Source organism: Pantoea sp. B_9, assembly GCF_008632015.1.
Taxonomy (GTDB): domain Bacteria; phylum Pseudomonadota; class Gammaproteobacteria; order Enterobacterales; family Enterobacteriaceae; genus Pantoea; species Pantoea dispersa.
Genome location: NZ_VWVL01000005.1, coordinates 155986 through 180966 on the forward strand (window position 1 = coordinate 155986; position 24981 = coordinate 180966).

Here is a 24981-nt window from a genome sequence, read left to right on the forward strand (position 1 = left end):
TAGTATTACTGAAGGGTTTGAATTACGCCTGCTGATTACTGGTATTCGCTCATCGGAACGCATGAACAGAACACATTGCGATCGCCAAACACATCGTCGAGACGCTTAACGGTCGGCCAGTATTTGTTGGCGCTGCCGGCCGGGAAGACCGCCAGCTCGCGGCTGTACGGATGAGTCCAGTCGCCGACGATTTCCATCTGGGTATGCGGTGCATTCACCAGCGGGTTGTCGTCAGCCGGCCATTCACCGTCGGCCACGCGATCGATTTCCATGCGGATCGCCAGCATCGCGTCAATAAAGCGGTCCAGCTCGATTTTGCTCTCGGATTCGGTCGGCTCGACCATCAGCGTGCCGGCGACCGGGAACGACATTGTCGGCGCATGGAAGCCGTAGTCGATCAGGCGTTTCGCGATATCCAGCTCGCTGATGCCGGTCTGCTCTTTCAGCGGACGAATGTCGAGAATGCACTCATGCGCCACGCGGCCGTCGCGGCCGGCGTACAGAATCGGGTACGCTGACTGCAGCCGGCTGGCGATGTAGTTGGCGTTGAGAATCGCCACCGAGCTGGCCTGCTTCAGCCCTTCTGCGCCCATCATGCGAATGTACATCCAGCTAATGGGCAGAATAGATGCGCTGCCGAACGGCGCCGCAGAAACCGCGCCCTGCTGGGTCAGCACGCCGTCAATCTGCACCACGCTATGGCCCGGTACGAATGGTGCCAGATGCGCTTTTACCCCGATGGGCCCCATGCCCGGACCGCCACCGCCGTGCGGAATGCAGAAGGTTTTGTGCAGGTTGAGATGCGACACGTCAGCGCCAATGTAGCCAGGCGTGGTGATCCCGACCTGCGCGTTCATGTTTGCGCCGTCGAGGTACACCTGGCCGCCGTACTGATGCACGATCTGGCACACTTCGCGAATGGTCTCTTCGTAGACGCCGTGCGTCGACGGATAGGTCACCATGATGCACGACAGCGCATCACCGGCCTGCGCTGCTTTTTCACGCAGATCGCCGAGATCGATGTTGCCCTGCTTATCACAGGCCACCACCACCACCGCCATGCCCGCCATCTGCGCGGACGCCGGGTTGGTGCCGTGCGCCGAGCTCGGGATCAGACAGATCGTGCGGCCCGCTTCATTACGGCTCTCATGATAGCGACGGATGGCCAGCAGACCGGCGTATTCGCCCTGCGCACCAGAGTTCGGCTGCATGCACAGCGCATCGTACCCGGTGAGCTGAACCAGCCACTGGGACAGCTGGCCGATCATCTGCAGATAACCGCTCGCCTGCTCTGCCGGGCAGAACGGGTGCAGTTCAGCGAATTCCGGCCAGGTGATCGGAATCATTTCGGCGGCGGCATTCAGTTTCATGGTGCATGAGCCGAGCGGGATCATCGCCTGATTCAGCGCCAGATCCTTTTTCTCCAGGCTGTGCATGTAGCGCATCATCTCAGTTTCGCTGTGATGACGGTTGAACACCGGATGGGTAAGGAATTCGCTGGTACGTTGCTGGCCTGCCGGAATGGCGCTGTTTTCCGCCGCCACCGCGGCGTCCAGCGCCTCGATATCCTGGCCGTGCGCGTCGCCCAGCAGAATGGCAAACAGCGCCAGCACGTCTTCACGCGTGGTGGTTTCATCCAGCGTGATACCGACCGCATTGAGGATATCGCTGCGCAGGTTGACGCCGAAGCTCAGCGCACGGTTCAGCACCGCCGCTTTGTCCGCGACTTCAACGGTCAGCGTATCGAACCAGCTGTGATGGCGCAGCTTCAGGCCGCCGTTTTGCAGGCCTGCTGCCAGAATCGAGGTCAGACGGTGAATGCGCGAGGCGATGCGCTTCAGTCCGGCCGGGCCATGGTAAACCGCGTACAGGCCGGCGATATTCGCCAGCAGCACCTGTGAAGTACAGATGTTGGAGTTGGCTTTCTCACGGCGGATGTGTTGTTCGCGCGTCTGCATCGCCATGCGCAGCGCGGTGTTACCGGCGGCATCGCGTGACACACCGATGATACGGCCCGGCATGGAGCGCTTGTGCTCATCACGGCTGGCAAAGAAGGCCGCGTGCGGACCGCCGTAACCCATCGGTACGCCAAAGCGCTGGGCGGAACCGAAGACGATATCAGCACCCTGTTTGCCCGGCGCTTCCAGCTGCACCAGCGCCATGAAATCCGCCGCCACGCTCACCACCACTTTGCGGCTTTTCAGCTCAGCAATCAGTTCACGGTAGTCGTGCACTTCTCCGCTGGTACCGACCTGCTGCAGCAGCACGCCAAACAGATCGTCGTGCTCGCGGGCTTTTTCGGCGCGATCAATAATCAGCTCAAAGCCAAAGGTTTCAGCGCGGGTGCGCACCACATCCAGCGTTTGCGGATGGATGTCATCGGCGATAAAGAATTTGGTCGCGTTTTTCAGCTTGCTGACGCGTTTAGCCATCGCCATCGCTTCGGCGGCCGCGGTGGCTTCATCCAGCAGCGAAGCTGAAGCGATATCCAGCCCGGTGAGATCGAGCGTCAGGGTCTGAAAATTGAGCAGCGCTTCCAGACGGCCCTGCGACACTTCCGGCTGATACGGCGTGTACGCCGTGTACCAGCCCGGATTTTCCAGCATGTTGCGCAGAATCACCGGCGGGGTGATCACGGCGCTGTAACCCATTCCAATCCAGGATTTGTAACGCTGATTCTGGCTGGCAATGGCTTTCAGCTCTGCCAGCGCCTGCTGTTCAGTCGCGGCATCGCCTACCGCCGGCGGGCCTGGCAGCTGGATATCAGCAGGCACAATTGAAGCGATCAGCGAAGCCAGCGAGCTGGCACCAATCGCTTCCAGCATGGTGGCCTGCTGCGCGGCATCAGGACCGATATGGCGCTCAATAAAAGCACCGTTATGTTCGAGCTGGCTGAGAGTCTGGGTCATTTACAGTACATCCTGAATCGGGCTGGGTGACAAAATGGCATTAAATCAGGCAGATAAAAAAGAAGGCGCCGCAGTGCGGCACCTTCAGAGACTACCGGTTACTCGTCGATGGACGCTTTGTAGGCGGCGGCATCGAGCATCGCGTCGAGCTCGGACTCGTCGCTGGCTTTGATGCGGAAGAGCCAGCCGGCGGCGTACGGTTCGCTGTTCACCAGCTCCGGGGCATCGCCCAGCGCTTCGTTAACCGCCACAATTTCGCCGCTCAGCGGGGCATAGATATCCGATGCCGCTTTCACGGATTCGGCTACCGCACAGTCGTCACCGGCGGCAAAGCTGGCGCCCACGTCAGGCAGGTCGACAAACACCATGTCGCCCAGCAGTTCCTGCGCGTGTTCGGTGATGCCCACGGTAAACGTACCGTCAGCTTCTTTACGCACCCACTCGTGGCTATCACGGTACTTCAATTCATTTGGCACATTGCTCATCGCCATTTCTCCTGAAAAAAATTACTGAGCGACCGGCTTGCCGGCGCGAACAAAAATAGGTTTAGTCACTTTCACCGGCATTTCACGATTGCGGATTTCAACAATCGCCTGCTCACAGATACTGGCCGGCACGCGCGCCAGCGCAATGCTGTAGCCCAGCGTTGGCGAGAAGGAGCCGCTGGTAATGATGCCCTGCTGCGGCTGTCCCTGCGCATCGGTAAAGCGCACCGTCAGACCGTTACGCAGCACGCCTTTTTCGGTCAGCACCAGCCCGACCAGCTTTTCCGTGCCGTTCTCGCGCTGTGCTACCAGCGCCTCACGGCCAATGAAATCACGGTCGGCGGGCTCCCAGCTGATGGTCCAGCCCATGTTGGCAGCCAGCGGCGAAACTCCTTCATCCATCTCCTGCCCATACAGATTCATGCCAGCTTCGAGACGCAGCGTATCGCGTGCGCCCAGTCCGGCTGGTTTCACGCCTGCGGCCAGCAGCTGTTGCCAGAAATCTGCGGCCTGAGCGGCAGGCAGGGCGATTTCATAACCGGCTTCACCGGTATAACCGGTCGTGGCGATAAACAGATCGCCCGCCTGTACGCCAAAGAACGGCTTCATGCCTGCCACCGCGTCACGCTGTGCCGCGCTTAACAGGCTCTGTGCTTTTTGCTGCGCGTTCGGCCCCTGTACGGCGATCAGCGCCAGATCGTCACGCTCGGTCAGTTCAACCCCAAACGGCTGCGCATGCTCAGCGATCCACGCCAGATCCTTCTCGCGCGTGGCGGAGTTGACCACCAGGCGGAAGAAATCTTCGCTCATAAAGTAAACAATTAAATCATCAATGACGCCAGCTGAAGCATTCAGCATGCCGGTATAAAGGGCTTTGCCGGGCTGGGTCAGTTTGGCGACGTCGTTGGCCAGCAGGTAACGCAGAAATTCACGGGTGCGCGCGCCGTGCAGATCGACAATGGTCATGTGGGAAACGTCAAACATTCCGGCATCGTTGCGCACCGCATGGTGCTCATCCATTTGCGAGCCGTAGTGCAGCGGCATCATCCAGCCGTGGAAGTCCACCATGCGGGCACCGCAGGCCTGATGCTGTTCGAATAGAGGCGTTTGCTGAGTCATAACCATCCTGTGAAGACAAGTGAGTGTGACGCGCCTGCGCCGTCAGTTTTGAGCGACGCAAACGTTCTCTTTACGCTGAAGTTACCACCGAATACGGCAATTAACCATAAGGAAAACGAGGGTGAAACCTTATCATCCTTTGTGCTGCCCCTGCAGCCACGCCAGCACATCTCACTGCATTTATGTGATTTACCGCGCATATAATTCACCTGTTGCGCAGTAATTCAGCCGAATAATGGAACCTGTGCCGCAGACAAGGGAAATGGTTCGGGATCAAAAAGCATTTAGGATTAGTTAAAGTAATGCGAATTGAGACCTGAAATTAGAATAAATCAAATGACGGGCAATTTGGGTGCAGCGATGCACAATAATGGTGCCGGGGCGGGTTTTGCAGTGGCGTTACCGGGTGCGCACAGGGTCGCGATGGATGGCGACAACGCTGTGCAGTTCGGTGATTCATGAGCGGCAGCCGACTGCCACGCCCACCCTTGAGGGCGATCGCGTAACGTCAGTGCAGGAAAAACGGCACCTGAAAGGGTGCCGTAATAAGGAGGGTTAGCGGATCCAGCCGGGCAGGTCGTTGAGGCCCATGGCCTGCTTCAGCAGTAACGGCTTCACGCCAGGCAGCGTGTCGGCCAGCTTCAGCCCGACGTCGCGCAGCAGTTTTTTCGCCGGATGGTGCCCGGCAAACAGCTCACGGAAACCCTGCATTCCAGCCAGCATCAGCGCTGCGCTGTGCTTGCGGCTGCGTTCATAACGCCGCAAATAGAGATGCTGGCCGATATCTTTGCCCTGCTGATGCAGACGACGGATTTCGCCAATCAGCTCGGCAGCATCCATAAAGCCGAGGTTAACCCCCTGCCCGGCCAGCGGATGGATGGTATGCGCCGCATCGCCCACCAGCGCCAGCCGGTGCGCAGCAAAGTTGCGGGCGTAACGCGCCGTCAGCGGAAAGGTTTTACGTTCGCTTTCCACCTGGCACAGACCAAGGCGCATATCGAATGCCACCGACAGCTGCTGGTTAAACAGCGCTTCCGGCATGGATTGCAGTCGCGCCGCTTCCTGCGGTGACAGCGACCAGACGATGGAGCACAGGTGCGGATCCTGCATCGGCAGGAAGGCCAGAATGCCGTCGCCGTGGAACACCTGGCGCGCGATGGCATCGTGCGGCATATCGGTGCGTACATTGGCCACCAGCGCGTGATGTTCGTAATCCCAGAAGGTAATCGGGATATCCGCTTTGTCACGCAGCCACGAGTTGGCCCCGTCCGCAGCAATCAGCAAGCGCGCGCTCATCATGCTGCCGTCCTGCAGGGTAATAAAGGCTTCGTTATCGCCAAACGCCACCTGCTGCAGCTGAGCCGGTGCAATCAGCGTCACGTCGTTGCACTGGCTGGCGCGCTGCCACAGCGCACTGTGAATCACCTCGTTTTCAATGATATGTCCGAGGTGCGACAGCCCCTGCTGCTCGTCATCAAAGCTGATCGAGCCAAAGCTGTCCTGATCCCACACTTCCATGCCGTGATACGCGCTGGCGCGCAGCGCGAGAATGGTGGACCAGACATCAAGTTTTTGCAGCAGACGCTCGCTGGCGGCGTTGATGGCCGAGACGCGAACCGACGCTGGCGCCGCCGCATCAAATTGTGGCTCAGGCGCTTTTTCCAGCACCGCAACGCGCAGGCCGCTGCCCTGTAAGCCACAGGCCACCGCCAGACCGACCATGCCGCCACCGGCAATCGCCACATCAAATGTTTGCATTGCTGCCCCTTAATTCATGCTTAACGCTTAACCCAGCCGAGCGTGCGCACGGCAAGTGGGTTTCGCAGCCATGGCAGGTGGTCCATTGCCACCAGCCCAAGATTTCGTCCTGCCACCAGCGGGGCATAACGGTTGGCGAACAGCCGCACCAGACCGTCGGTGACGCCAATGGTCGCCGCGCGATCCGGCTGGCGGCGCGCAGCAAAATGGTGCAACACCGCGTGGCTGCCCGGATCCTGCTGGTGACGATGCGCCGCCGCAAGGGTTTCCGCCAGCGACATCACATCGCGCAAACCGAGGTTAAAGCCCTGCCCGGCGATCGGATGCAGCGTCTGCGCCGCATTGCCGACCAGTGCCAGCCGGTGCGTCACCTGACGCTCTGCGGTCTGCAGCGCCAGCGGATAGATTTCGCGCTGGCCGGCGTGAGTAAAGCGCCCCAGCCGCCAGCCAAAGGCGCGCTGTAATTCATGCAGGAAGGTGGCATCGTCCCACTGCTTAACCGTGGCTTCGGCCGCCGCCGGATGGCACCACACCAGCGACAGACGGTTGCCGGACATCGGCAGCAGCGCCAGCGGGCCATGCCGGGTGAAGCGCTCAAACGCGCGACCCTGATGCGGCAACTGCGTCGCGACGTTAGCAATCACCGCCAGCTGCTGGTAGTCGTCGCGCTGCCAGCGAATGCCGCAGGATGCCGCCAGCGGCGAGCGTGCGCCGTCAGCGGCCACCAGCAGCGCGCCCTGTAACGTTGCGCCGCTGCTGAGCGTCGCCTGCACGCTATCGGCGCTGCGGGTTACTGAGGTCACGTGATCCGGGCAGCATAGTGTCACGCCGGGTGCCTCACGCAGACGTGTAAACAGGCGCTGTCCCACGTCATACAGCTCGACCACGTTGCCCAACGCCGACAGCTGATAATCCTCAGCCTGCAGCTGAACAAACCCGCTGTGCCCGCGATCGGAAACGTGGATGTGGGTAATGGGCGTGGCGCAATCCGCCAGCGAACGCCACAGGTCAATTTCCGCCAGCTGCTGACAGGTGCCCGCCGCCAGCGCGATGGCGCGCCCGTCAAAGCCCGGGTGCGCGCGGCTGTCCGGCTGATGACGTTCAATCAGCGTCACTGGCAACTGGCCCTGTGTCAGATGCGAAATCGCCAGTGCCAGCGTGGCGCCGGTCATGCCGCCGCCTGCAATCAGGATATTCATACGCCGCGCGCCGCCGCCATCAGTGCTTCGATCGCCTCAGCGTCTTTTACCACGCTGTCGGTCAGGTTTTCATTACCGTCGGCGGTGATGACGATGTCGTCTTCGATACGGATACCGATGCCGCGATACTGCGCCGGCACTTTGGCATCCGGCGCGATATACAGGCCCGGTTCAACGGTGAGCACCATGCCGGGTTCAAGCAGGCGGTCGCGGCTGGGCGTGCCGTAGTGGCCGACGTCATGCACGTCCAGCCCCAGCCAGTGCCCAAGACCGTGCATAAAGAACGGACGGTGCGCCTGCTCTTCAAACAGCGTATCGATATTGCCTTCCAGTATTCCCAGATCGACCAGACCGGTGATCATGATGCGCACCACTTCGTCGTTGACTTCATGGATGCTGATGCCCGGGCGGAACATCGACAGCGCCTTATACAGCGAGGCGAGCACGATGTCGTAGATCTCGCGCTGCGGCTGGCTGAATTTACCGTTTACCGGGAAAGTGCGGGTGATATCGCCGGCGTAGCCATGGAATTCGCAACCGGCATCAATCAGCACCAGATCGCCGTCGCGCATTTCGCTTTCGTTTTCGGTGTAGTGCAAAATGCAGCCGTTCTCACCGGAGCCCACGATGGTGTTGTAAGACGGAAAGCGCGCGCCGTGGCGGGTGAATTCGTGATGGATTTCGCCCTCCAGCTGATATTCAAACATGCCGGGACGGCACGCCTGCATCGCGCGGGTATGTGCCAGCGCGCTGATTTTTCCTGCGCGGCGCAGAATGGCGATCTCGTCTTCGCTTTTAAACAGGCGCATCTCATGCACCCAGGGACGCCAGTCGGTCAGCGTCGCCGGCGCGCTGAGGTTTTGCCGGAAACCGCGGCGCAGTTTCTCCAGCGCGCTGAACACCAGCGTATCCGCTTCCGCGTATTCACCCTGTGCGTGATAGACCACATCAAGTCCGTTGAGCAGCTGGTGCAGCTGCTCGTCAATCGCATCCCACGGCAGCGCGCGGTCAACGCCCAGCTTCGCCGGTGCGGCTTCCTGACCAAGCCGACGCCCGAACCAGATCTCGGCCGTCAGGTCGCGTACGCGGTTAAACAGCACGCTGTGGTTATGATTGTCATCGCTCTTGATTAATACCAGCAGCGCCTGCGGCTCGTTGAAGCCGGTGAAGTACCAGAAATCGCTGTTCTGGCGAAAGGGATATTCGGTGTCGTTGCTGCGCGTCACTTCAGGTGCAGCAAAAATCAAAGCCGCGCTGCCGGGCGCCATGCGGGCGATCAGCGCCTGACGACGTTGCCGGAAGGATTCCAGTGTAATCATATTTGCACTCCCTGTAGAAAACGGGCAGCGACCTGCCCACGATGACGCGCTTAGTGTAGCGTAGGTTTTTGCACTTCCGGTGCGGTCGGCGTGCGTGGCCGGGTGAAGGTGTCATGGCACAGCAGCGCGGCAACGCGCACGTACTCAATCACCTCTTCCAGCGACTGTTCGAGCTCTTCCTGATCTTCATCTTCATCGTAGCCAAGTTGCGCAATGGTGCGCAGATCGTCAATCGCTTCGCCGGTCTCACCGGTCACTTTGTCCAGCTTCGGCTGCGTCACGCCCAGGCCCAGCAGGAAGTGATTGACCCAGCCGGCCAGCGCGTCAGCACGATCGAACACCGTGATGTCCTCCTCATCCGGCAGCATCAGCTGGAACAGGAAACCCTCTTCATCCAGCGTGTTGGCCAGGTTTTCATGCAGCGCCTGCAGCGGCTGCGACAGGCTTTGCGAGAACGCCATGCCCTCGTTAGTCAGGTCGTGCACCAGGGTTTTCCAGCTGCTGTCCTGATTGCCGCCGCACAGAATGCCACACAGCAATCCGTGCATCTCGGCGGGCGTCATGCCAACGCCCTGCTGGGAAAGTGCCGCGGCCAGCGCGTTGTAAGTGGGTGTTGCGTTCTGTAAAGACATAAGCTTTGGTCGTCGTTGGCAGAATAAGTTCGTGTTATGCTACCACCAGGTGCCTCAGGGTTTCCAGAAAAGGGGTTGTAACTTATCACGCGGGTCTATATAGTTGCGCACCTCCCAACCCATTGACAGGTAAGGGAGATGCGAACGAAGTAATCAGTCAGGATGGTGGCATGTCTGCACAACCGGTAGATATTCAGATTTTTGGTCGTTCATTGAGAGTGAATTGTCCGCCTGAACAGCAAGATGCGCTGAATCTGGCCGCAGAGGATCTCAATCAACGGTTGCAAGATTTAAAAGTTCGCACTAGAGTCACAAATACAGAGCAGCTGGTGTTCATCGCCGCGTTAAACATTTGCCACGAGCTGGCACAAGAGAAAGGTAAAACGCGCGATTACGCAGCCAATATGGAACAACGCATCCGTATGCTGCAGCAGACCATTGAGCAGGCATTAGTTGAGCAAGGTCGCATAACTGAACGTCAGGGCCCTAAATTCGAATAACACTTCATGGTACTCGTGTTAGAGTAACGGTGAAGTCAATTTTCTCTGAGATGTTTGCAAGCGGGCCAGTCCCCTGAGCCGATATTTCATACCAACAGAGTGTGACGCTCTGTAACCTGTGAGCATGCTCGGTCCGTCCGAGAAGCCTGATGGTTACGACGGCATACTCACCTTGAACCAAGGGTTCAAGGGTTACAGCCTGCGGCGGCATCTCGGAGATCTCCTCTTAGTTCCACCCTGTTATTCCCGGTGTGATAATGTGGCTATCAACAGCCTTATCAGCCGGGGACATCATGCCAGCACTCTCTCTTCTCGACCGACAGGATATTCGTCAGCATGTGCGCCATCTGCGCCGCAATCTTACGCCTGAGCAACAGGTTGAGGCCGCCGATCTGCTGGCTGAACATGCCATCAATTTTGCCCCGCTGGCCAGCGCACAACGCATCGCGCTGTTTCTCTCCGTCGATGGCGAAATCAATACCCGACCGCTGATTGCCAAACTGTGGCAGCAAAAGAAGCAGGTCTTTCTGCCGGTGCTGCACCCGTTTGCGCCCGGTCACCTCCTTTTTTTGCGTTACACGCCAGAAACCCCGCTGCGACCTAACAAGCTGCGCATCCCTGAGCCGCCGCTGGATATTACGCAGCTGGCGACACTCGATCAGCTGGATGTGATGCTGGTACCGCTGGTGGCGTTTGACGCGCAGGGACAACGCTTAGGCATGGGCGGGGGTTTTTACGATCGCACGCTACAGCACTGGCAACAGCATGGCTTTTTACCGCTGGGTATTGCGCACGACTGCCAGCGCGTGGATGCGCTGCCGGTGGCGGCCTGGGATGTGCCATTGCCGGCGATTCTCACGCCGTCAAAGCTTTGGCAGTGGGAAACGCTGGCGGGATAAAGACAGGGCGCCCAGCGGCGCCCTGCACTGTCAGTACAGCAGACGGGCGCGAATAGTGCCCGGAATCGCCTTCATCAGCTGCAGCGCTTTCTCCGCTACATCTTCTTCGGCATCAATATCGATAACCACATAACCCATCACTGGCGAGGTTTGCAGATACTGAGCGGCAATGTTGATGCCCTGCTCGGCAAAGATCTGGTTGATGGCGGTCAGCACGCCCGGACGGTTTTCATGGATGTGCAGCAGGCGGCTGGCGCTGGCGGCGTGCATCGGCAGCGAGACTTCCGGGAAGTTTACTGCGGAGAGCGTCGAGCCGTTATCAGAGTACTTGGCCAGCTTGCCAGACACTTCCAGACCGATGTTCTCCTGCGCTTCCTGCGTTGATCCGCCGATGTGCGGCGTCAGGATCACGTTGTCGAATTCGCACAGCGGCGAGTTAAACGGATCGCTGTTGGTTGCAGGTTCAACCGGGAAGACGTCGATGGCGGCACCGGCGAGGTGCTTGCTGGCCAGCGCATTACACAGCGCCGGGATGTCAATCACGGTGCCGCGCGCGGCGTTGATCAACAGCGCGCCGGGCTTCATCAGTGCCAGCTCTTCGCTGCCAATCATGTTCTGAGTAGATGGCGTTTCCGGCACGTGCAGGCTGACCACATCACTCATGTTCAGCAGGTCAGAGAGATGGCGCACCTGGGTGGCATTGCCCAGCGGCAGCTTGTTTTCGATATCGTAGAAAAATACGTGCATGCCGAGGCTTTCCGCCAGCACGCCGAGCTGCATCCCGATATGGCCGTAGCCAATGATACCCAGCTTCTTACCACGCGCTTCGTACGAGCCGGTAGCGATTTTATTCCAGATGCCGCGGTGGGCTTTGGCGTTGGCTTCCGGAATGCCGCGCAGCATCAGCAGCATTTCGCCGATTACCAGTTCCGCGACCGAACGGGTATTGGAGAACGGGGCGTTGAACACCGGCACGCCGCGTTTCGCTGCCGCGCTGAGATCAACCTGGTTAGTACCAATACAGAAGCAGCCCACCGCCACCAGCTTTTCAGCCGCCGCGAAGATCTCTTCAGTCAGTTGGGTACGGGAACGGATACCAATGAAGTGGGCATCGCGGATGGAGGACTTCAGCGTCTCAGCATCCAGTGCGCCTTTGTGGAACTCGATGTTGGTGTAACCTGCGGCGCGCAGATTATCCAGCGCACTCTGGTGAACGCCTTCCACCAGCAGGAACTTAATCTTGTCTTTTTCCAGTGATACCTTTGCCATTTCCCGACCCTATTCAGAATTCAACGAGGACTACCATAAGGTAGCCTTCTGTCAAAATATCAAAATTTTCCGGCGCGGCAATACAAACGATTGCCTGCACGCCAGCACGCGCCCACGTGCAGACAACACAAATCCACACAAAATCGTGAGATGACGAGAGCGCAAAGTACGAACCTGCTGTTGATGAATCATTTGTGACATAAGTCACCAAATTTCACTGCAGCAAGAAAAGATGTTTTGCGAATGGAAATAACCGGCGCTGGCAGCGCGCCGGTGAGATCAATTGGTGATGGTTTTCACGCCGTCCGGCGTGCCAATCAGCGCGATATCCGCTCCGCGTGCGGCAAACAGCCCCACGGTGACAACGCCCGGCAGCGCATTGATGGTTTTTTCCAGCGCAATCGGGTCAAGGATACGCAGATTATGTACGTCGAGAATAATGTTGCCGTTATCCGTAACCACGTGCTGACGATACTCCGGCAGGCCGCCCAGCTTCACCAGCTCCCGCGCCACATAAGCGCGCGCCATCGGAATCACCTCCACCGGAAGCGGGAAGTTGCCCAGCACATCGACCTGCTTGGACGCATCCGCGATGCAGATAAATTTCTGCGCCACCGCCGCGACAATTTTCTCGCGCGTCAGCGCCGCGCCACCGCCCTTGATCATCTGCATCTGTGGATTGATCTCATCAGCCCCGTCGACATACACCGACAGCGCATCCACGTTGTTGAGATCGAATACCGGAATGCCCAGCGATTTAAGCTTTTCGGTTGAGGCTTCCGAACTGGAAACCGCGCCCTCGATCTGATTCCTGATGGTACCAAGCGCGTCAATAAAGTGCGCCGCCGTTGAACCGGTGCCTACGCCAACAATGGTGCCTGGCTGCACGTACTGCAGCGCTGCCCAACCTACCGCTTTTTTCAGTTCATCCTGGGTCATGGTATGTTTAAAACCTGTGCGACATCGAAGTGCGCGTAGTATAAAACAAGGCGCTGTCAAAAAGCGCGGCTGAACGACGTTGGATGTAAGCCTTTGGAAGCCAGCCCGCAAAAACGCGTCGGCCGCACAGCTTCGCCGTTTTATGGCATAGTAGTTTCCACCCTGAACGAGAGAGAACAACAATGAAACGCCCGGATTATCGAACGCTTCAGGCGCTGGATGCTGTGATTCGCGAACGCGGCTTTGAGCGTGCCGCCCAGAAGCTGTGCATCACGCAGTCTGCGGTGTCGCAGCGCATTAAACAGCTGGAAAATTTATTTGGTCAGCCGCTGCTGGTGCGTACCGTGCCGCCGCGCCCGACCGAGCAGGGACAAAAATTGCTGGCGCTGCTGCATCAGGTGGAGCTGCTGGAAGAGGAGTGGCTGGGCGATGATAACGGCGGCACCACGCCGCTGCTGCTGTCGCTGGCGGTGAACGCCGACAGTCTTGCGACCTGGCTGCTGCCGGCGCTGAAAGATGTGCTGGCCGACTCGCCGGTGCGCCTGAATCTGCAGGTGGAAGATGAAACCCGCACACAGGAGCGTTTACGACGCGGTGAGGTGGTCGGCGCGGTGAGTATCCAGCCGCAGCCGTTGCCAAGTTGCCTGGTGGATCAGCTGGGCGCGCTGGACTATCTGTTCTGCGCCTCGCCGGAGTTTGCCGCGCGCTATTTCCCCAATGGCGTGACGCGCTCGGCGCTGCTGAAAGCCCCGGCGGTGGCGTTTGACCACCTCGACGATATGCATCAGGCTTTTTTGCAGCAGAACTTTGATTTATCGCCGGGCAGCGTGCCGTGCCACATCGTGAACTCGTCAGAGGCTTTTGTGCAGCTGGCGCGTCAGGGATCGGTGTGCTGTATGATTCCGCACCTGCAGATTGAGCGCGAGCTGGCGCAGGGAGAGCTGGTTGATTTGACACCGGGTCTGTATCAGCGCCGGATGCTGTACTGGCACCGTTTCGCGCCGGAAAGCCGCCTGATGCGCAGCGTGACCGATGCGCTGATTGCCCACGGCCACCGCGTACTGCGCCAGGATGAAGTTGCGGCTTAGCGCCGTTCAGATTAGCGCACAACAGTCGTAGCGGCGCGATTCATCGCGCGTTTTAACAGCGGTTCTGCTGCTGGAAAGCGCGATGAATCGCGCCGCTACAATTTTACAGGCTAACTTACTGCGCCGTATTCGGTTTGATTTCGAATACCACATCCACCTGATCGTCAAAATGGATGCTCTGCTGCTCGTAGGTCTGCTGCGCGGTGGTGTCCGCTGCGGCACCGGCCGCTTTGTACATGCGCGCCATCGGCATCGGCTGGTAGTTAGCCACGTGATAGCGAATGCTGTATACCGGGCCCAGTTTGGCGTTGAAGCCTTCGGCCAGGGCGTTCGCCTGCTGTGTGGCATTGGCAATCGCCGCTTTACGCGCCTGATCTTTATAGCTGTCCGCGTTAGCCACGCCCAGCTCAACAGAACGAATCTCATTCAGGCCCGACTTCAGCGCGCCGTCCAGCAGCTCATTCAGCTTATCCAGCTGGCGCAGCGTCACTTCCACCTGACGCACCGCACGGTAACCTTTCAGCACCGATTTACCCTCTTTGGTGTAGTCATACTCCGGCTGGGTGCTGAGATTTGCCGCATCAATATCTTTCTTCTCGATGCCGTTCTTTTGCAGGAAATCAAAATATTGCGCCACGCGGTCGTCAGCCTGTTTTTTTGCATCCGCCGCGTCTTTCGACGAAACATTCACCACGATGGAGAGCGTAGCCATATCAGGACGGGCATCCACGCTGGCCTGTCCTGATGTCACCACGTGCGGTCCGTTCGGCACTTCTCCCGCCTGGACCAGACCGGACAGTGCGCCCGTGCTCATTACGGCGGCCAGCGCCAGTGCTTTCAGTTTCACGAAAGTCCTCCTTGAAGGGTTCAATTTGCAGGTCGCCACTATGGCGAAACCCAAAACACATTACTATGCGTGATGGTCTGAGTTTGAAATTAGCAAAAAGTTCGGCTTTGCTCAGGTTTAACGTATCCGCGATCGCAAATTTATCGCTACAGATTCGCTGAAAAGCGCCGCCTGCGTTTCTATTAAAGAAACACTTCTGCCCCTCGGGAGAGTTGTATTATGACAGAACAGCCACTTAGCCAAAGCGCGGTCAGCGTGCGAGCCGGACGCACACGCTTTATGATGCTGGCACTGGTGTTTATCAACATCATTATTAACTACATGGATCGCACCAACCTGTCGGTGGCCGCCACGCAGATGGCCGGTGAACTGCGCTTCACGCCGCTGGAGATGGGGCTGATCTTCTCGGCGTTCGGCTGGATCTATGCGGCGCTGCAAATTCCCGGCGGATTCCTGATTGATCGTCTCGGCGCGCGGCTGGTATACGGCGCGGGGCTGTTTGCCTGGTCGCTGATCACCGCACTGCACGCTTTTGCCAGCAGCTTCGGCGCGCTGTTCGGTCTGCGCCTCGGCGTGGGTGCCTTCGAGGCGCCGGTGATGCCCGCTAACAATCGGGTGATTTCCAGCTGGTTCCCCGAGCAGGAGCGTGCCAGTGCAATTGGCATCTACTCGTCCGCGCAATTTGTTGGCCTCGCCTGTATGACACCGCTGCTGTTTCACGTGCAGGCTGCGTTTGGCTGGCGCGGGCTGTTTCTGATTACCGGCGTAGCGGGCATGATTTGGGCGCTGGTGTGGTATCTGCTGTATCGCGAGCCGAACCAGCACAAAGGCGTATCAGAGGCTGAACTTAACTATCTGCGTGACAACGGCGCACTGCTGGAAAATCGTCAGGACAGCCAGCCGCCGCGCGCACGCTGGGCCGATCTGGCGCAGATGTTTCGCAGCCGCAAGCTGGTCGGCATCTATATTGGCCAGTTCACCATCTCCGCCACCTTCTGGTTTTTCCTCACCTGGTTTCCCACCTATCTGGTGGAGTATCGCCACATGGACTTTATCAAGAGCGGCTATGTGGCGTCGCTGCCTTACTTCGCGGCGTTTTGTGGTGTGCTGCTGGCTGGCTTTGCCTCAGACCGCATGATCCGGCGCGGCGTGTCAGCCAGCGTGGCGCGCAAGCTGCCGGTGATCCTCGGCCTGTTCCTCACGCTGTTCATTCTGGGTGCTAACTACACTGAAGATTCGCGACTGATCATCCTGTTCATGTCGCTGGCGTTTTTTGGTAATGGCCTCGCGACCATCACCTGGGTGTTTGTTACCGCGTTGGCGCCGCGCCATCTGATCGGTCTGGCCGGCGGCGTATTTAACTTTACCGGCGCGCTATCATCGATCGTGGTGCCGATCGCCATCGGCGCCCTGATTGACGGCAGCAACTTCGCGCCGGCGCTGGCCTTTATCGCCGTGCTGGCCGCTATTGGCATCTGCAGTTATCTGTTTGTAGTAGGAAAAATTGACCATGTCAGCGCGCGCTGATGAGCCGTTTCGCCAGCGCGTGCAGCTGTTGCAGACGCTGCGCCAGCTGGGCTTCATCGGCCTGCCAGATTTTGGCGAAGGCCAGCGCCGCGCGGTTGTTATTGATCGGCTGCGCCATACTGATTTCGCCGTCCTCGCGATGCCACACCAGATAATCCCCGGTGCGTTTGCGCGCCAGCAGCGGCGCAATCTGCGCCCACTGTTCGTCACTGAAGCGTGGCCGCAGCACCTCGTCACTCTCCGCCGCCAGCAGCGCGACGCCAATCACCGACTGCCACGCGGGCAGCATGCGGAATCCGGCCAGCGCCTGGCTGGTACTGGTGCGCTCGCCGGGCTCCGAGTGCCAGATGTAGATGACCTGGTCCTCCCACAGCACGCCAAGCGCCACCACGATATCGCGCGGCGCGTGCGCCTCCAGCTGCGGCAGTGCCGAAGCAAACAGCGACGATCCACGAATGGCCTGCGCCGCCAGCGCATGAATGCCCGGGCCCGGCAGATAGCGCCGGTGTTCATCCTGAATCGTCAGGCCGATGGACGCCATGGTCATCAGCAGACGGTTTACCCGCGTGCTGTTCATCCCCATCTGGCGCGCCAGTTCACGGCCGCCGACCGCTTTGTCACTGGAGACCAGATATTGCAGGCAGCGAATTCCGTCAATCAGGCTCTGGTTGGGTTGCGAAGACATAAATCACCTTGTGACGGTAAAAATTCAATCTTAGCAGCCTTCAGGCGGGAGTAACCTCATGATGCAAACTTTCTCTTCTCAGGCCTCCCGTGCCTTTCCGTTGCAGTCGTTACACGCCGATGTGCTGGTCGCCGGTGGCGGTCTGGCGGGCGTGTGCGCCGCGCTGGCTGCGGCACGCGCGGGCCAGCAGGTGGTGTTGATTCAGGATCGCCCGGTGCTCGGCGGCAACGCCTCCAGCGAAGTACGGCTGTGGGCCAACGGCGCGACGTCGCATATGGGTAATAACAACCGCTGGGCGCGTGAAGGCGGCATCATGGGCGAGATCATGGAGGAGAACCTGTGGCGCAACAAAGAGGGCAACCCGGTGCTGTTTGACATGGTGCTGCTGGACATCGTGCAGGCGCAGCCGCGCCTGACGCTGCTGCTCAATACCGTGGTCAGCGACATCGAAAAATCCGCGCAGCGCCTGCAGGCGGTTCAGGCTTTCAACGCCATCAATCAGACCCGCTATCGCGTGACGGCCGACCAGTTTATCGATGCCAGCGGCGACGGCGTGCTCGGCTATCTGGCCGGGGCAGCGCACCGTGTCGGCGCAGAATCACCGCAGGAGTTTGGCGAAAAAATGGCGCCGGGCGAGCAGTTTGGCCACAAGCTCGGCCACTCGATTTATTTTTATACCAAACGCAGCGCGCAGCCGGTGCGTTTTGTACCGCCCTCCTTTGCGCTGAAAGAGATCACCGCCATTCCGCGCTATAAACGCCTGAGCTCCGATCTCAACGGCTGCGATCTGTGGTGGCTTGAGTGGGGCGGCCGGCTGGATACCGTGCATGAAAGCGAAACCATCAAGTGGGAGCTGTGGAAGATTGTCTGGGGCGTGTGGGATTACATCAAAAACTCCGGCGAGTTTGCCGATGCCGACACGCTGACCATTGAATGGGTTGGGCTGATTCCCGGCAAGCGCGAGAGCCGACGCTTTCTCGGCGATACTCTGCTGTGTCAGCAGGATATCATCGCGCAGCGCGACCACTACGATGCGGTGGCCTACGGCGGCTGGTCGATTGACCTGCATCCGGCCGACGGCGTGTACAGTGCTCACGACGGCTGCCGCCAGTTCCACAGCAAAGGCACTTACACCATTCCGTTTCGGGCGCTGTACAGCCAGTCGCTGGATAATCTGCTGCTGACCGGCCGGCTTATCTCTGCCACGCACGTTGCCTTTGGCAGCGCGCGCGTGATGTGCACCTGTGGCGTGCTGGGCGAAGTGGTGGGCCGCGCGGCGGCGCTGTGCCAGCAGCATAACCAGACACCGCGTCAGCTGGCGCAGCCGGAGCATATTGGTCAGCTGCAGCAACAGCTGCTGCGCCACGGCGCGTTCATTCCGCGTCAGCAGCTGGCGCATCCGGCCGGTGCCGCTCAGGTCAGCGCCAGCAGCACCTTCGCGCTGCACGCCCTGCCGGCGGATGGCGGCTGGCACGCCCTCACCTCACGCTGCGCCCTGCTGCTGCCGCTTAAAGCCGGAGAACGCCTGCCCGCGCTGACGGTGCGGCTGCGGGCGTCATCCGCGCAGACGCTGCAGGTTTCACTGCTGACCAGCGACAATCCGGCCAACACCTGCGGCGATCGGCTGCTGGCCACACACAGCCTGCAGATTGACGCTGAAGAGGCGTATTCGCTGCCGTTTGACTACCGTGCGGAGTGCGATCGCTACCTGTTTATCGCCTTTGAAGAAAATCCGGCGGTTGAAGTGGCGCTCACCCGCCAGCGCCTGCCGGGCATCATGATGGTGTTCAACAGCCTCAATCCGCGCGTCGCGAAACGCACCCGGCAGATAAACGACGGCGATTACGGCGTGGATGAGTTTGATTTCTGGCTACCGCGCCGCGCGCCTAATCAGATCCTGATCGCGTTTAGTCTGGCGACGCCGCTGCAGCTGTGGCACTGCGACTATTTGCTCAACGGTAAACTGCGGCCGGAAAGTCACACCAACGGCTGGCTGCCGGCAGCGGACGATCGCCAGCCGTGGGTGTGCTGGCAGTGGCCGGACGCGCAGCGCGCCAGCCAGATTACGCTGCTGTTCGATAACGATTTCGATCATGCGATGGAAACGGTGCAGATGGGCCATGCGCAGGCGGTGACGCCGCACTGCACTACCCATTATCGCCTATGGCTGGATAACACGCTGCTGGCCGAGGTCAGCGATAATCATCACTCGCTGTGCCATCATGCGCTGCCCCCGGATACCGCATTCCGCCAGATACGACTGGAGCTGCTGGCCAGCGCAGGCGCCCTGCCCGCGCTTTACGGCCTGCATGTGTATCACCAGCCGGCGATGCCCTGACGCGCCAGCTGCAGGGCGATAAACCACATCACGCCGCCCACCAGCAGATTAATGATGCGCTGCGCCCGTACGGTGCGCAGGCGCGGCGACAGCCAGGCGGCCAACAGCGCCAGACCGAAAAACCACAGCAGCGAGGCGCTGGCGGTGCCGAAAGCAAACCAGCGGCGCGCCTCCGCCGACGGCAGCTGACTGCCGAGGCTGCCGAGCACCACGAAAGTGTCGAGATAGACATGCGGATTGAGCCAGGTCACCGCCAGCATAGTGGCGACAATGCGCCAGCGCCCCTGCTTCAGCGCCGCCTCTGACGCCAGCGTGACATCGCCCTGCCAGGCACTGCGCAGCGCGCCCCAGCCATACCACAGCAGAAACGCCACGCCAGCCCAGGTGATCAGCATCAGCAGAACCGGCGACTGCTGCAACAGCGCGCTGCCGCCAAATATTCCGCCACAAATCAGCGCAATATCGCTCAGTGTGCACAACGACGCGGTCATCAAATGGTAGTGGCGCTTAATGCCCTGGTTCAGGACGAAGGCGTTCTGCGGGCCTAACGGCAGGATAAGCGCAGCACCAAGGGCAAGCCCTTGTAAGTAAACAGATAACACAGAAGAGTTCCTGAAAAATGGGTGTTGCTGGGCAGTATAGTGAGGCGCGGATATTAGCGGAAATGGAAAGAATTAATCGGTCATTAGCGTAACTGATAAAACAAGGGCACCCGCCGGTGCCCTGATAACTTACTCGCTGCGCGCAGGCTGCTGCGCCTCGCTCTGCACCTGATGCAGGTGCACGTCCATCTGCGGATAAGGAATACCGATACCGTGCGCATCCAGGGTGCGCTTGAAGTTCTTCATCAGATCCCAGTAGACGTTTTGCAGATCACCGCTTTTGCTCCAGCAGCGCACCACAAAGTTCAGCGACGAAGCCGCCAGTTCGTTCAGGCCAATCTGGATACCCAGATCTTTCAGCACGCGCTCGTCCGCTTCCACCACTTCACGCAGCAGATCGATCACCTGATCGACATCCGCATCGTAGGCGACGCCAATAATGAACTCGTTGCGGCGGATAGGTTCGCGCGAAAAGTTGACGATGTTGCCGGCGATGATTTTGCCGTTTGGCACCACCACGATTTTGCCGTCAGCGGTTTTCAGCGTGGTCGAGAAGATCTGTACATTCTGTACTGTCCCCATCACGCCACCGAGATCGACGAACTCACCGGTGCGGAATGGACGGAAGGTCACCAGCAGTACGCCTGCCGCCAGGTTGGAGAGCGACCCCTGCAGTGCCAGACCGACGGCCAGACCGGCAGCACCCAGCACGGCGATCACAGAGGCAGTCTGCACGCCGACACGGCCCAGCGCAGCAATAATCGTGAAGGCAATGATACCGTAGCGCACCAGCGCCGAGAGGAAATCAGCCACGGTGGCATCAATATGACGCGCGACCAGCAGACGATTGACGCCGTTTGATACCACGCGCGCGATAATCATCCCGACAATAATGATGGCGATAGCCGCCACGATGTTCACCGCATAGCTGAGGATCAGCGCCTGGTTGCGCACCAGCCAGCCACCTGCGTTGTTAATGCCGTCAACGACGTTAAGATCTTCCATTTGTTAGCCCTGTTGTTGAGTTTCCCGCAGGAAAGTACAAAAACTGCCAGATTCAATCCGACACTCCCGAGTACAAGGGTAAACAATAATGGGGCGAAGCGCCAAAAATGTGCTGTATAAACCGGGATTTCCAGACGGGACGCATAAAAAAAGGCCCTTTCGGGCCTTTTTTGTACGGTAAGCAAAAATTACAGTACGTCGACAGCGTTCAGCTCTTTGAAAGCCTGCTCTAAGCGCACAACCATGGAAGATTGTGCCGCACGCAGCCAGACGCGTGGGTCGTAGTATTTTTTGTTCGGGCTGTCAGCACCGTTCGGGTTGCCAAGCTGACCCTGCAGGTACGCTTCGTTGGTTTTGTAGTACTGCAGGATGCCGTCCCAGGTTGCCCACTGGGTATCGGTATCGATGTTCATCTTGATCACGCCGTAGCTGATAGACTCTTCGATTTCTGCAGCAGAAGAACCGGAACCGCCGTGGAACACGAAGTCCAGCGCGTTGTGCGGCAGGCCGTGTTTCTCTGAAACGTATTTCTGCGAATCACGCAGAATGGTTGGAGTCAGTTTCACGTTGCCTGGCTTGTACACGCCGTGCACGTTACCGAAGGACGCAGCGATGGTGAAACGCGGGCTGATTTTGCTCAGCTCGGTGTAAGCGTAATCTACGTCTTCTGGCTGAGTGTACAGTGCAGAAGCGTCCATGTGGCTGTTGTCCACGCCATCTTCTTCACCACCGGTGCAGCCCAGTTCGATTTCCAGCGTCATATCCAGTTTCGCCATGCGCGCCAGATATTTAGAAGAAATCTCGATGTTCTCTTCCAGTGACTCTTCAGACAGATCGATCATGTGTGAGGAGAACAGAGGTTTACCGGTTTTCTTGAAGTGCTCTTCGCCAGCATCCAGCAGGCCGTCGATCCACGGCAGTAGTTTCTTCGCACAGTGGTCGGTGTGCAGGATTACTGGCACGCCGTACTGTTCAGCCATCAGATGCACATGGTGTGCACCAGCGATTGCGCCGAAAATCGCAGCGCCCTGTGGTTTGTCGGTTTTGAAACCTTTACCGGCGATGAAGGCAGCACCACCGTTGGAGAACTGAACGATGACCGGCGCTTTAACTTTAGCCGCAGCTTCCAGTACCGCGTTGATGGAATCCGTGCCGACGCAGTTAACGGCTGGCAGAGCGAATTTGTTTTCTTTCGCTACTTTGAAGATTTTCTGAACGTCATCACCAGTGACAACGCCGGGTTTTACGAAATCAAAAATTTTAGACATGGTTGTGTCCTGTTTCGTTTATCGTCCACTCCCCAATGGGAATGCGATCTGTTCGCCCACAGCGGGCAAGCCTTCAGACAGCGCCGAAGCGCTGCCCCCAAAAATTACTGCTTCGCGCGCTCTTCCAGCATGGCTACTGCCGGCAGTTTTTTGCCTTCCACGAACTCGAGGAACGCTCCGCCACCGGTAGAGATGTAGGAGATTTTGTCCTCGATACCGAACAGGTCGATAGCCGCCAGGGTATCACCGCCGCCGGCAACAGAGAACGCGTCGCTGTCTGCGATAGCGTTGGCAACGATTTCGGTGCCCTTACGGAAGTTCGGGAACTCAAACACGCCAACCGGACCGTTCCACAGAATGGTTTTTGCGTCTTTCAGCAGTTTCGCCATGTTCTGTGCGGTTTCGTCACCGAAGTCCATAATTTCTTCGTTATCCGCTACTTCGGAAACCTTTTTCACGGTTGCCGGGGCAGTTTCGGAGAATTCCGTGCCGACGCGTGAATCGGTAGGTACCGGAATGCCGTACTGGTCGCGCAGGCCTTTAGCGGCCTCAACGAAGTCTGGCTCGTACAGCGATTTGCCGACGTTGTTGTCGATCGCCACGAAGGTGTTAGCGATACCGCCACCGACAATCACGGTGTCAGCGATTTTCACCAGCGACTGCAGCACGTCGAATTTGGTCGACACTTTAGAACCCCCCACCACGGCGACCAGCGGACGCTGTGGATTGCTCATCACTTTGCCCAGCGCTTCCAGTTCGGCAGACAGCAGCGGGCCGGCACAGGCGATAGGGGCGAATTTGCCCACGCCGTGAGTGGACGCCTGCGCGCGGTGCGCGGTGCCGAATGCATCCATGACGAACACGTCACACAGTGCGGCATATTTCTTCGACAGGGTTTCGTCGTCTTTTTTCTCGCCTTTGTTGAAGCGAACGTTTTCCAGCACTACCAGTTCACCCGCGCCCACTTCAACGCCGTCGAGGTAGTCTTTCGCCAGGGTCACGTTAGTGCCGTTCAGTTTTTCTTTCAGGTAGTTAACAACCGGCAGGAGGGAGAACTCTTCGTTGTATTCACCTTCGGTCGGGCGACCCAGGTGAGAGGTAACCATCACTTTCGCGCCCTGTTTCAACGCCGCTTCGATGGTAGGCAGAGAAGCACGAATACGTGCATCTGACGTCACTTTCCCTTCTTTCACTGGTACGTTGAGATCGGCACGGATCAGAACGCGTTTACCAGCAAGATCCAGATCGGTCATCTTAATTACAGACATGGTGAACCCTCTCGTTGATTCTCATAAGTTTTGCCAGACGCAGTCCGCGTCTTACCTGAAACCGCTTGCGGCCATTGCTAACGTGGTGTCGATCATGCGGTTAGCAAAGCCCCATTCGTTGTCACACCAGACCAGGGTTTTGATCAGGTGGTGACCGCTGACCCGCGTTTGCGTGCCGTCCACTATGGCACTGTGCGGATCGTGGTTAAAATCTACTGAGACTAACGGTAATTCCGTATAGTCAACTATACCACGAAATGCCCCCTCTGACGCGTTTTGCAGCAACGCGTTGACCTCACACGCCTTCACCGCCTGGCGCACCGAAACGCTCAGATCAATGGCGGTGACGTTGATCGTTGGCACGCGCACCGCGATAGCCTCGAAGCGATCGTTAAATTTCGGAAAAATACGGGTAATGCCAGCGGCAAGACGCGTATCGACCGGAATGATCGACTGACTGGCGGCACGGGTACGGCGCAGGTCGCTGTGATACGCGTCAATCACCTGCTGATCGTGCATCGCCGAGTGGATGGTGGTCACGGTGCCCGACTCAATGCCAAAGGCGTCATCCAGCAGCTTGATCACCGGAATAATGCAGTTGGTGGTGCAGGATGCGTTGGAGACAATGCGGTCAGTTTGTTTAAGAGCCTGTTCGTTAACGCCGAACACTACGGTGGCATCCAAATCGTTGCCGCCGGGATGCGAGAACAACACTTTTTTCGCGCCAGCCTGCAGATGCGCTTCACCATCGTCGCGGCTGCCGAACACGCCGGTGCAGTCCAGCACGATATCGACATTCAGCTCGCGCCACGGCAGCGCGGCAATCTCCGCCTGATGCAGGATACGGATGGTATCGTCACCAACCCACAGCTGATCGCGCTCCTGGCGGACGTCAAAGGCAAAGCGGCCGTGGCTGGTGTCGTACTTCAGCAGATGCGCCATGCCAGCCGCTTCCGCCAGTTCGTTAATCGCCACTACGGTGATTTCCGCCCGGCGACCGGTTTCATACAGCGCACGCAACACGTTGCGCCCGATACGACCAAAACCATTTATTGCGATACGAATGGTCATCTCACTTCCTGCAGCCACACCTGAAAAAACGTGCCAAATACCTTGAGCGTTTCGCTGCGTTTTGTACAGGGAATTCTTGCCCGGTTACAGTTGCTGACGGAGAGCACACGGCTGCAACTGAAACGGTTCAGCGAGAATAAAGCATGGAAGGAATAACAGGAATGATTGCGATCAACTGTGCTGCTGATTATTGGATCTGCGTCACAAATTCAGGCAATGATAATTATTACTGCAGGAATAATTGAACCGTTTCA

The 24981-nt window shown here is 58.6% G+C and carries 21 protein-coding genes and 1 other RNA gene; 6 read left to right on the forward strand and 16 right to left on the reverse strand.

Annotated features, from left to right (window positions below; genetic code table 11):
* Nucleotides 1-35: 35 nt before the first annotated feature.
* From gcvP to F3I21_RS16295, 7 genes are all read right to left on the reverse strand, one after another.
* Nucleotides 36-2909 carry an aminomethyl-transferring glycine dehydrogenase gene (gene gcvP / locus F3I21_RS16265; protein WP_021506667.1) on the reverse strand — a complete coding sequence of 958 codons (2874 nt, stop codon included), beginning with the start codon at nucleotides 2907-2909 and terminating at the stop codon, nucleotides 36-38.
* A gap of 98 nt (nucleotides 2910-3007) precedes the next feature.
* Nucleotides 3008-3394 carry a glycine cleavage system protein GcvH gene (gene gcvH, locus F3I21_RS16270; RefSeq protein WP_058781308.1) on the reverse strand — a complete coding sequence of 129 codons (387 nt, stop codon included), beginning with the start codon at nucleotides 3392-3394 and terminating at the stop codon, nucleotides 3008-3010.
* 21 nt (nucleotides 3395-3415) lie between these two features.
* Nucleotides 3416-4513, reverse strand: coding sequence for a glycine cleavage system aminomethyltransferase GcvT (gene gcvT, locus F3I21_RS16275; protein ID WP_150059330.1), 1098 nt, complete (start codon nucleotides 4511-4513; stop codon nucleotides 3416-3418).
* Between the two features lie 555 nt (nucleotides 4514-5068).
* A complete protein-coding gene (gene ubiI, locus F3I21_RS16280; protein WP_125309826.1) occupies nucleotides 5069-6271 on the reverse strand; it encodes an FAD-dependent 2-octaprenylphenol hydroxylase in 1203 nt (400 codons plus the stop codon).
* A 20-nt stretch (nucleotides 6272-6291) separates the two neighbouring features.
* A complete protein-coding gene (gene ubiH / locus F3I21_RS16285) occupies nucleotides 6292-7470 on the reverse strand; it encodes a 2-octaprenyl-6-methoxyphenyl hydroxylase (RefSeq protein ID WP_150059331.1) in 1179 nt (392 codons plus the stop codon).
* A complete protein-coding gene (gene pepP / locus F3I21_RS16290) occupies nucleotides 7467-8789 on the reverse strand; it encodes a Xaa-Pro aminopeptidase (RefSeq protein WP_150059332.1) in 1323 nt (440 codons plus the stop codon). Before pepP ends, ubiH begins: the two co-directional genes overlap by 4 nt.
* A 50-nt stretch (nucleotides 8790-8839) precedes the next feature.
* Nucleotides 8840-9421, reverse strand: coding sequence for a YecA family protein (locus F3I21_RS16295; RefSeq protein WP_058757098.1), 582 nt, complete (start codon nucleotides 9419-9421; stop codon nucleotides 8840-8842).
* A gap of 170 nt (nucleotides 9422-9591) precedes the next feature.
* Here F3I21_RS16295 and zapA point away from each other — a divergent pair, with 170 nt between their 5' ends.
* The 3 genes from zapA to F3I21_RS16310 all read left to right on the forward strand — a co-directional run bounded on the left by zapA (nucleotide 9592) and on the right by F3I21_RS16310 (nucleotide 10820).
* Nucleotides 9592-9921, forward strand: coding sequence for a cell division protein ZapA (gene zapA / locus F3I21_RS16300; protein WP_021506660.1), 330 nt, complete (start codon nucleotides 9592-9594; stop codon nucleotides 9919-9921).
* A gap of 39 nt (nucleotides 9922-9960) precedes the next feature.
* A non-coding RNA gene (gene ssrS, locus F3I21_RS16305) (6S RNA) lies at nucleotides 9961-10144 on the forward strand.
* 70 nt (nucleotides 10145-10214) lie between these two features.
* Nucleotides 10215-10820: a 5-formyltetrahydrofolate cyclo-ligase gene (locus F3I21_RS16310; protein WP_058757099.1), complete on the forward strand. Its 606-nt coding sequence runs from the start codon at nucleotides 10215-10217 to the stop codon at nucleotides 10818-10820.
* Between the two features lie 30 nt (nucleotides 10821-10850).
* Here the strand turns inward: F3I21_RS16310 and serA are convergent, their stop codons facing one another.
* Both serA and rpiA read right to left on the reverse strand, forming a co-directional pair.
* Nucleotides 10851-12089, reverse strand: a complete 1239-nt coding sequence (gene serA / locus F3I21_RS16315; protein WP_058757100.1) for a phosphoglycerate dehydrogenase — start codon at nucleotides 12087-12089, stop codon at nucleotides 10851-10853.
* 279 nt (nucleotides 12090-12368) lie between these two features.
* Nucleotides 12369-13028, reverse strand: a complete 660-nt coding sequence (rpiA, locus tag F3I21_RS16320) for a ribose-5-phosphate isomerase RpiA (RefSeq protein ID WP_058771548.1) — start codon at nucleotides 13026-13028, stop codon at nucleotides 12369-12371.
* Nucleotides 13029-13210: 182 nt separating this feature from the next.
* Between rpiA and F3I21_RS16325 the strand changes: the two genes are divergently transcribed.
* Nucleotides 13211-14116: a LysR family transcriptional regulator ArgP gene (locus tag F3I21_RS16325; RefSeq protein WP_021506656.1), complete on the forward strand. Its 906-nt coding sequence runs from the start codon at nucleotides 13211-13213 to the stop codon at nucleotides 14114-14116.
* A gap of 115 nt (nucleotides 14117-14231) precedes the next feature.
* Here F3I21_RS16325 and F3I21_RS16330 read toward each other — a convergent pair whose 3' ends face one another.
* A complete protein-coding gene (locus F3I21_RS16330) occupies nucleotides 14232-14963 on the reverse strand; it encodes an oxidative stress defense protein (RefSeq protein WP_150059333.1) in 732 nt (243 codons plus the stop codon).
* Nucleotides 14964-15182: 219 nt separating this feature from the next.
* Here F3I21_RS16330 and F3I21_RS16335 point away from each other — a divergent pair, with 219 nt between their 5' ends.
* A complete protein-coding gene (locus F3I21_RS16335) occupies nucleotides 15183-16490 on the forward strand; it encodes an MFS transporter (RefSeq protein WP_125309832.1) in 1308 nt (435 codons plus the stop codon).
* On the opposite strand, the gene F3I21_RS16340 is transcribed toward F3I21_RS16335, so the two are convergent.
* Nucleotides 16477-17175, reverse strand: a complete 699-nt coding sequence (locus F3I21_RS16340) for an IclR family transcriptional regulator (protein WP_021506653.1) — start codon at nucleotides 17173-17175, stop codon at nucleotides 16477-16479. The two genes, F3I21_RS16335 and F3I21_RS16340, sit on opposite strands and share 14 nt — an antisense overlap.
* A gap of 61 nt (nucleotides 17176-17236) precedes the next feature.
* Between F3I21_RS16340 and F3I21_RS16345 the strand changes: the two genes are divergently transcribed.
* Complete coding sequence (locus F3I21_RS16345; RefSeq protein ID WP_370515564.1) at nucleotides 17237-19513, forward strand: FAD-dependent oxidoreductase; 2277 nt, start codon at nucleotides 17237-17239, stop codon at nucleotides 19511-19513.
* Here F3I21_RS16345 and argO read toward each other — a convergent pair.
* The 5 genes from argO to epd all read right to left on the reverse strand — a co-directional run bounded on the left by argO (nucleotide 19492) and on the right by epd (nucleotide 24727).
* On the reverse strand, nucleotides 19492-20115 hold the full coding sequence (gene argO / locus F3I21_RS16350; protein ID WP_021506651.1) for an arginine exporter ArgO: 624 nt from the start codon (nucleotides 20113-20115) through the stop codon (nucleotides 19492-19494). The two genes, F3I21_RS16345 and argO, sit on opposite strands and share 22 nt — an antisense overlap.
* Nucleotides 20116-20244: 129 nt before the next feature.
* On the reverse strand, nucleotides 20245-21120 hold the full coding sequence (gene mscS / locus F3I21_RS16355) for a small-conductance mechanosensitive channel MscS (protein WP_021506650.1): 876 nt from the start codon (nucleotides 21118-21120) through the stop codon (nucleotides 20245-20247).
* A gap of 188 nt (nucleotides 21121-21308) precedes the next feature.
* On the reverse strand, nucleotides 21309-22388 hold the full coding sequence (fbaA, locus tag F3I21_RS16360) for a class II fructose-bisphosphate aldolase (protein ID WP_058757103.1): 1080 nt from the start codon (nucleotides 22386-22388) through the stop codon (nucleotides 21309-21311).
* A 104-nt stretch (nucleotides 22389-22492) separates the two neighbouring features.
* Nucleotides 22493-23656, reverse strand: a complete 1164-nt coding sequence (gene pgk, locus F3I21_RS16365; RefSeq protein WP_021506648.1) for a phosphoglycerate kinase — start codon at nucleotides 23654-23656, stop codon at nucleotides 22493-22495.
* 51 nt (nucleotides 23657-23707) lie between these two features.
* Nucleotides 23708-24727, reverse strand: coding sequence for an erythrose-4-phosphate dehydrogenase (gene epd / locus F3I21_RS16370; RefSeq protein ID WP_150059335.1), 1020 nt, complete (start codon nucleotides 24725-24727; stop codon nucleotides 23708-23710).
* Nucleotides 24728-24981: the final 254 nt, after the last annotated feature.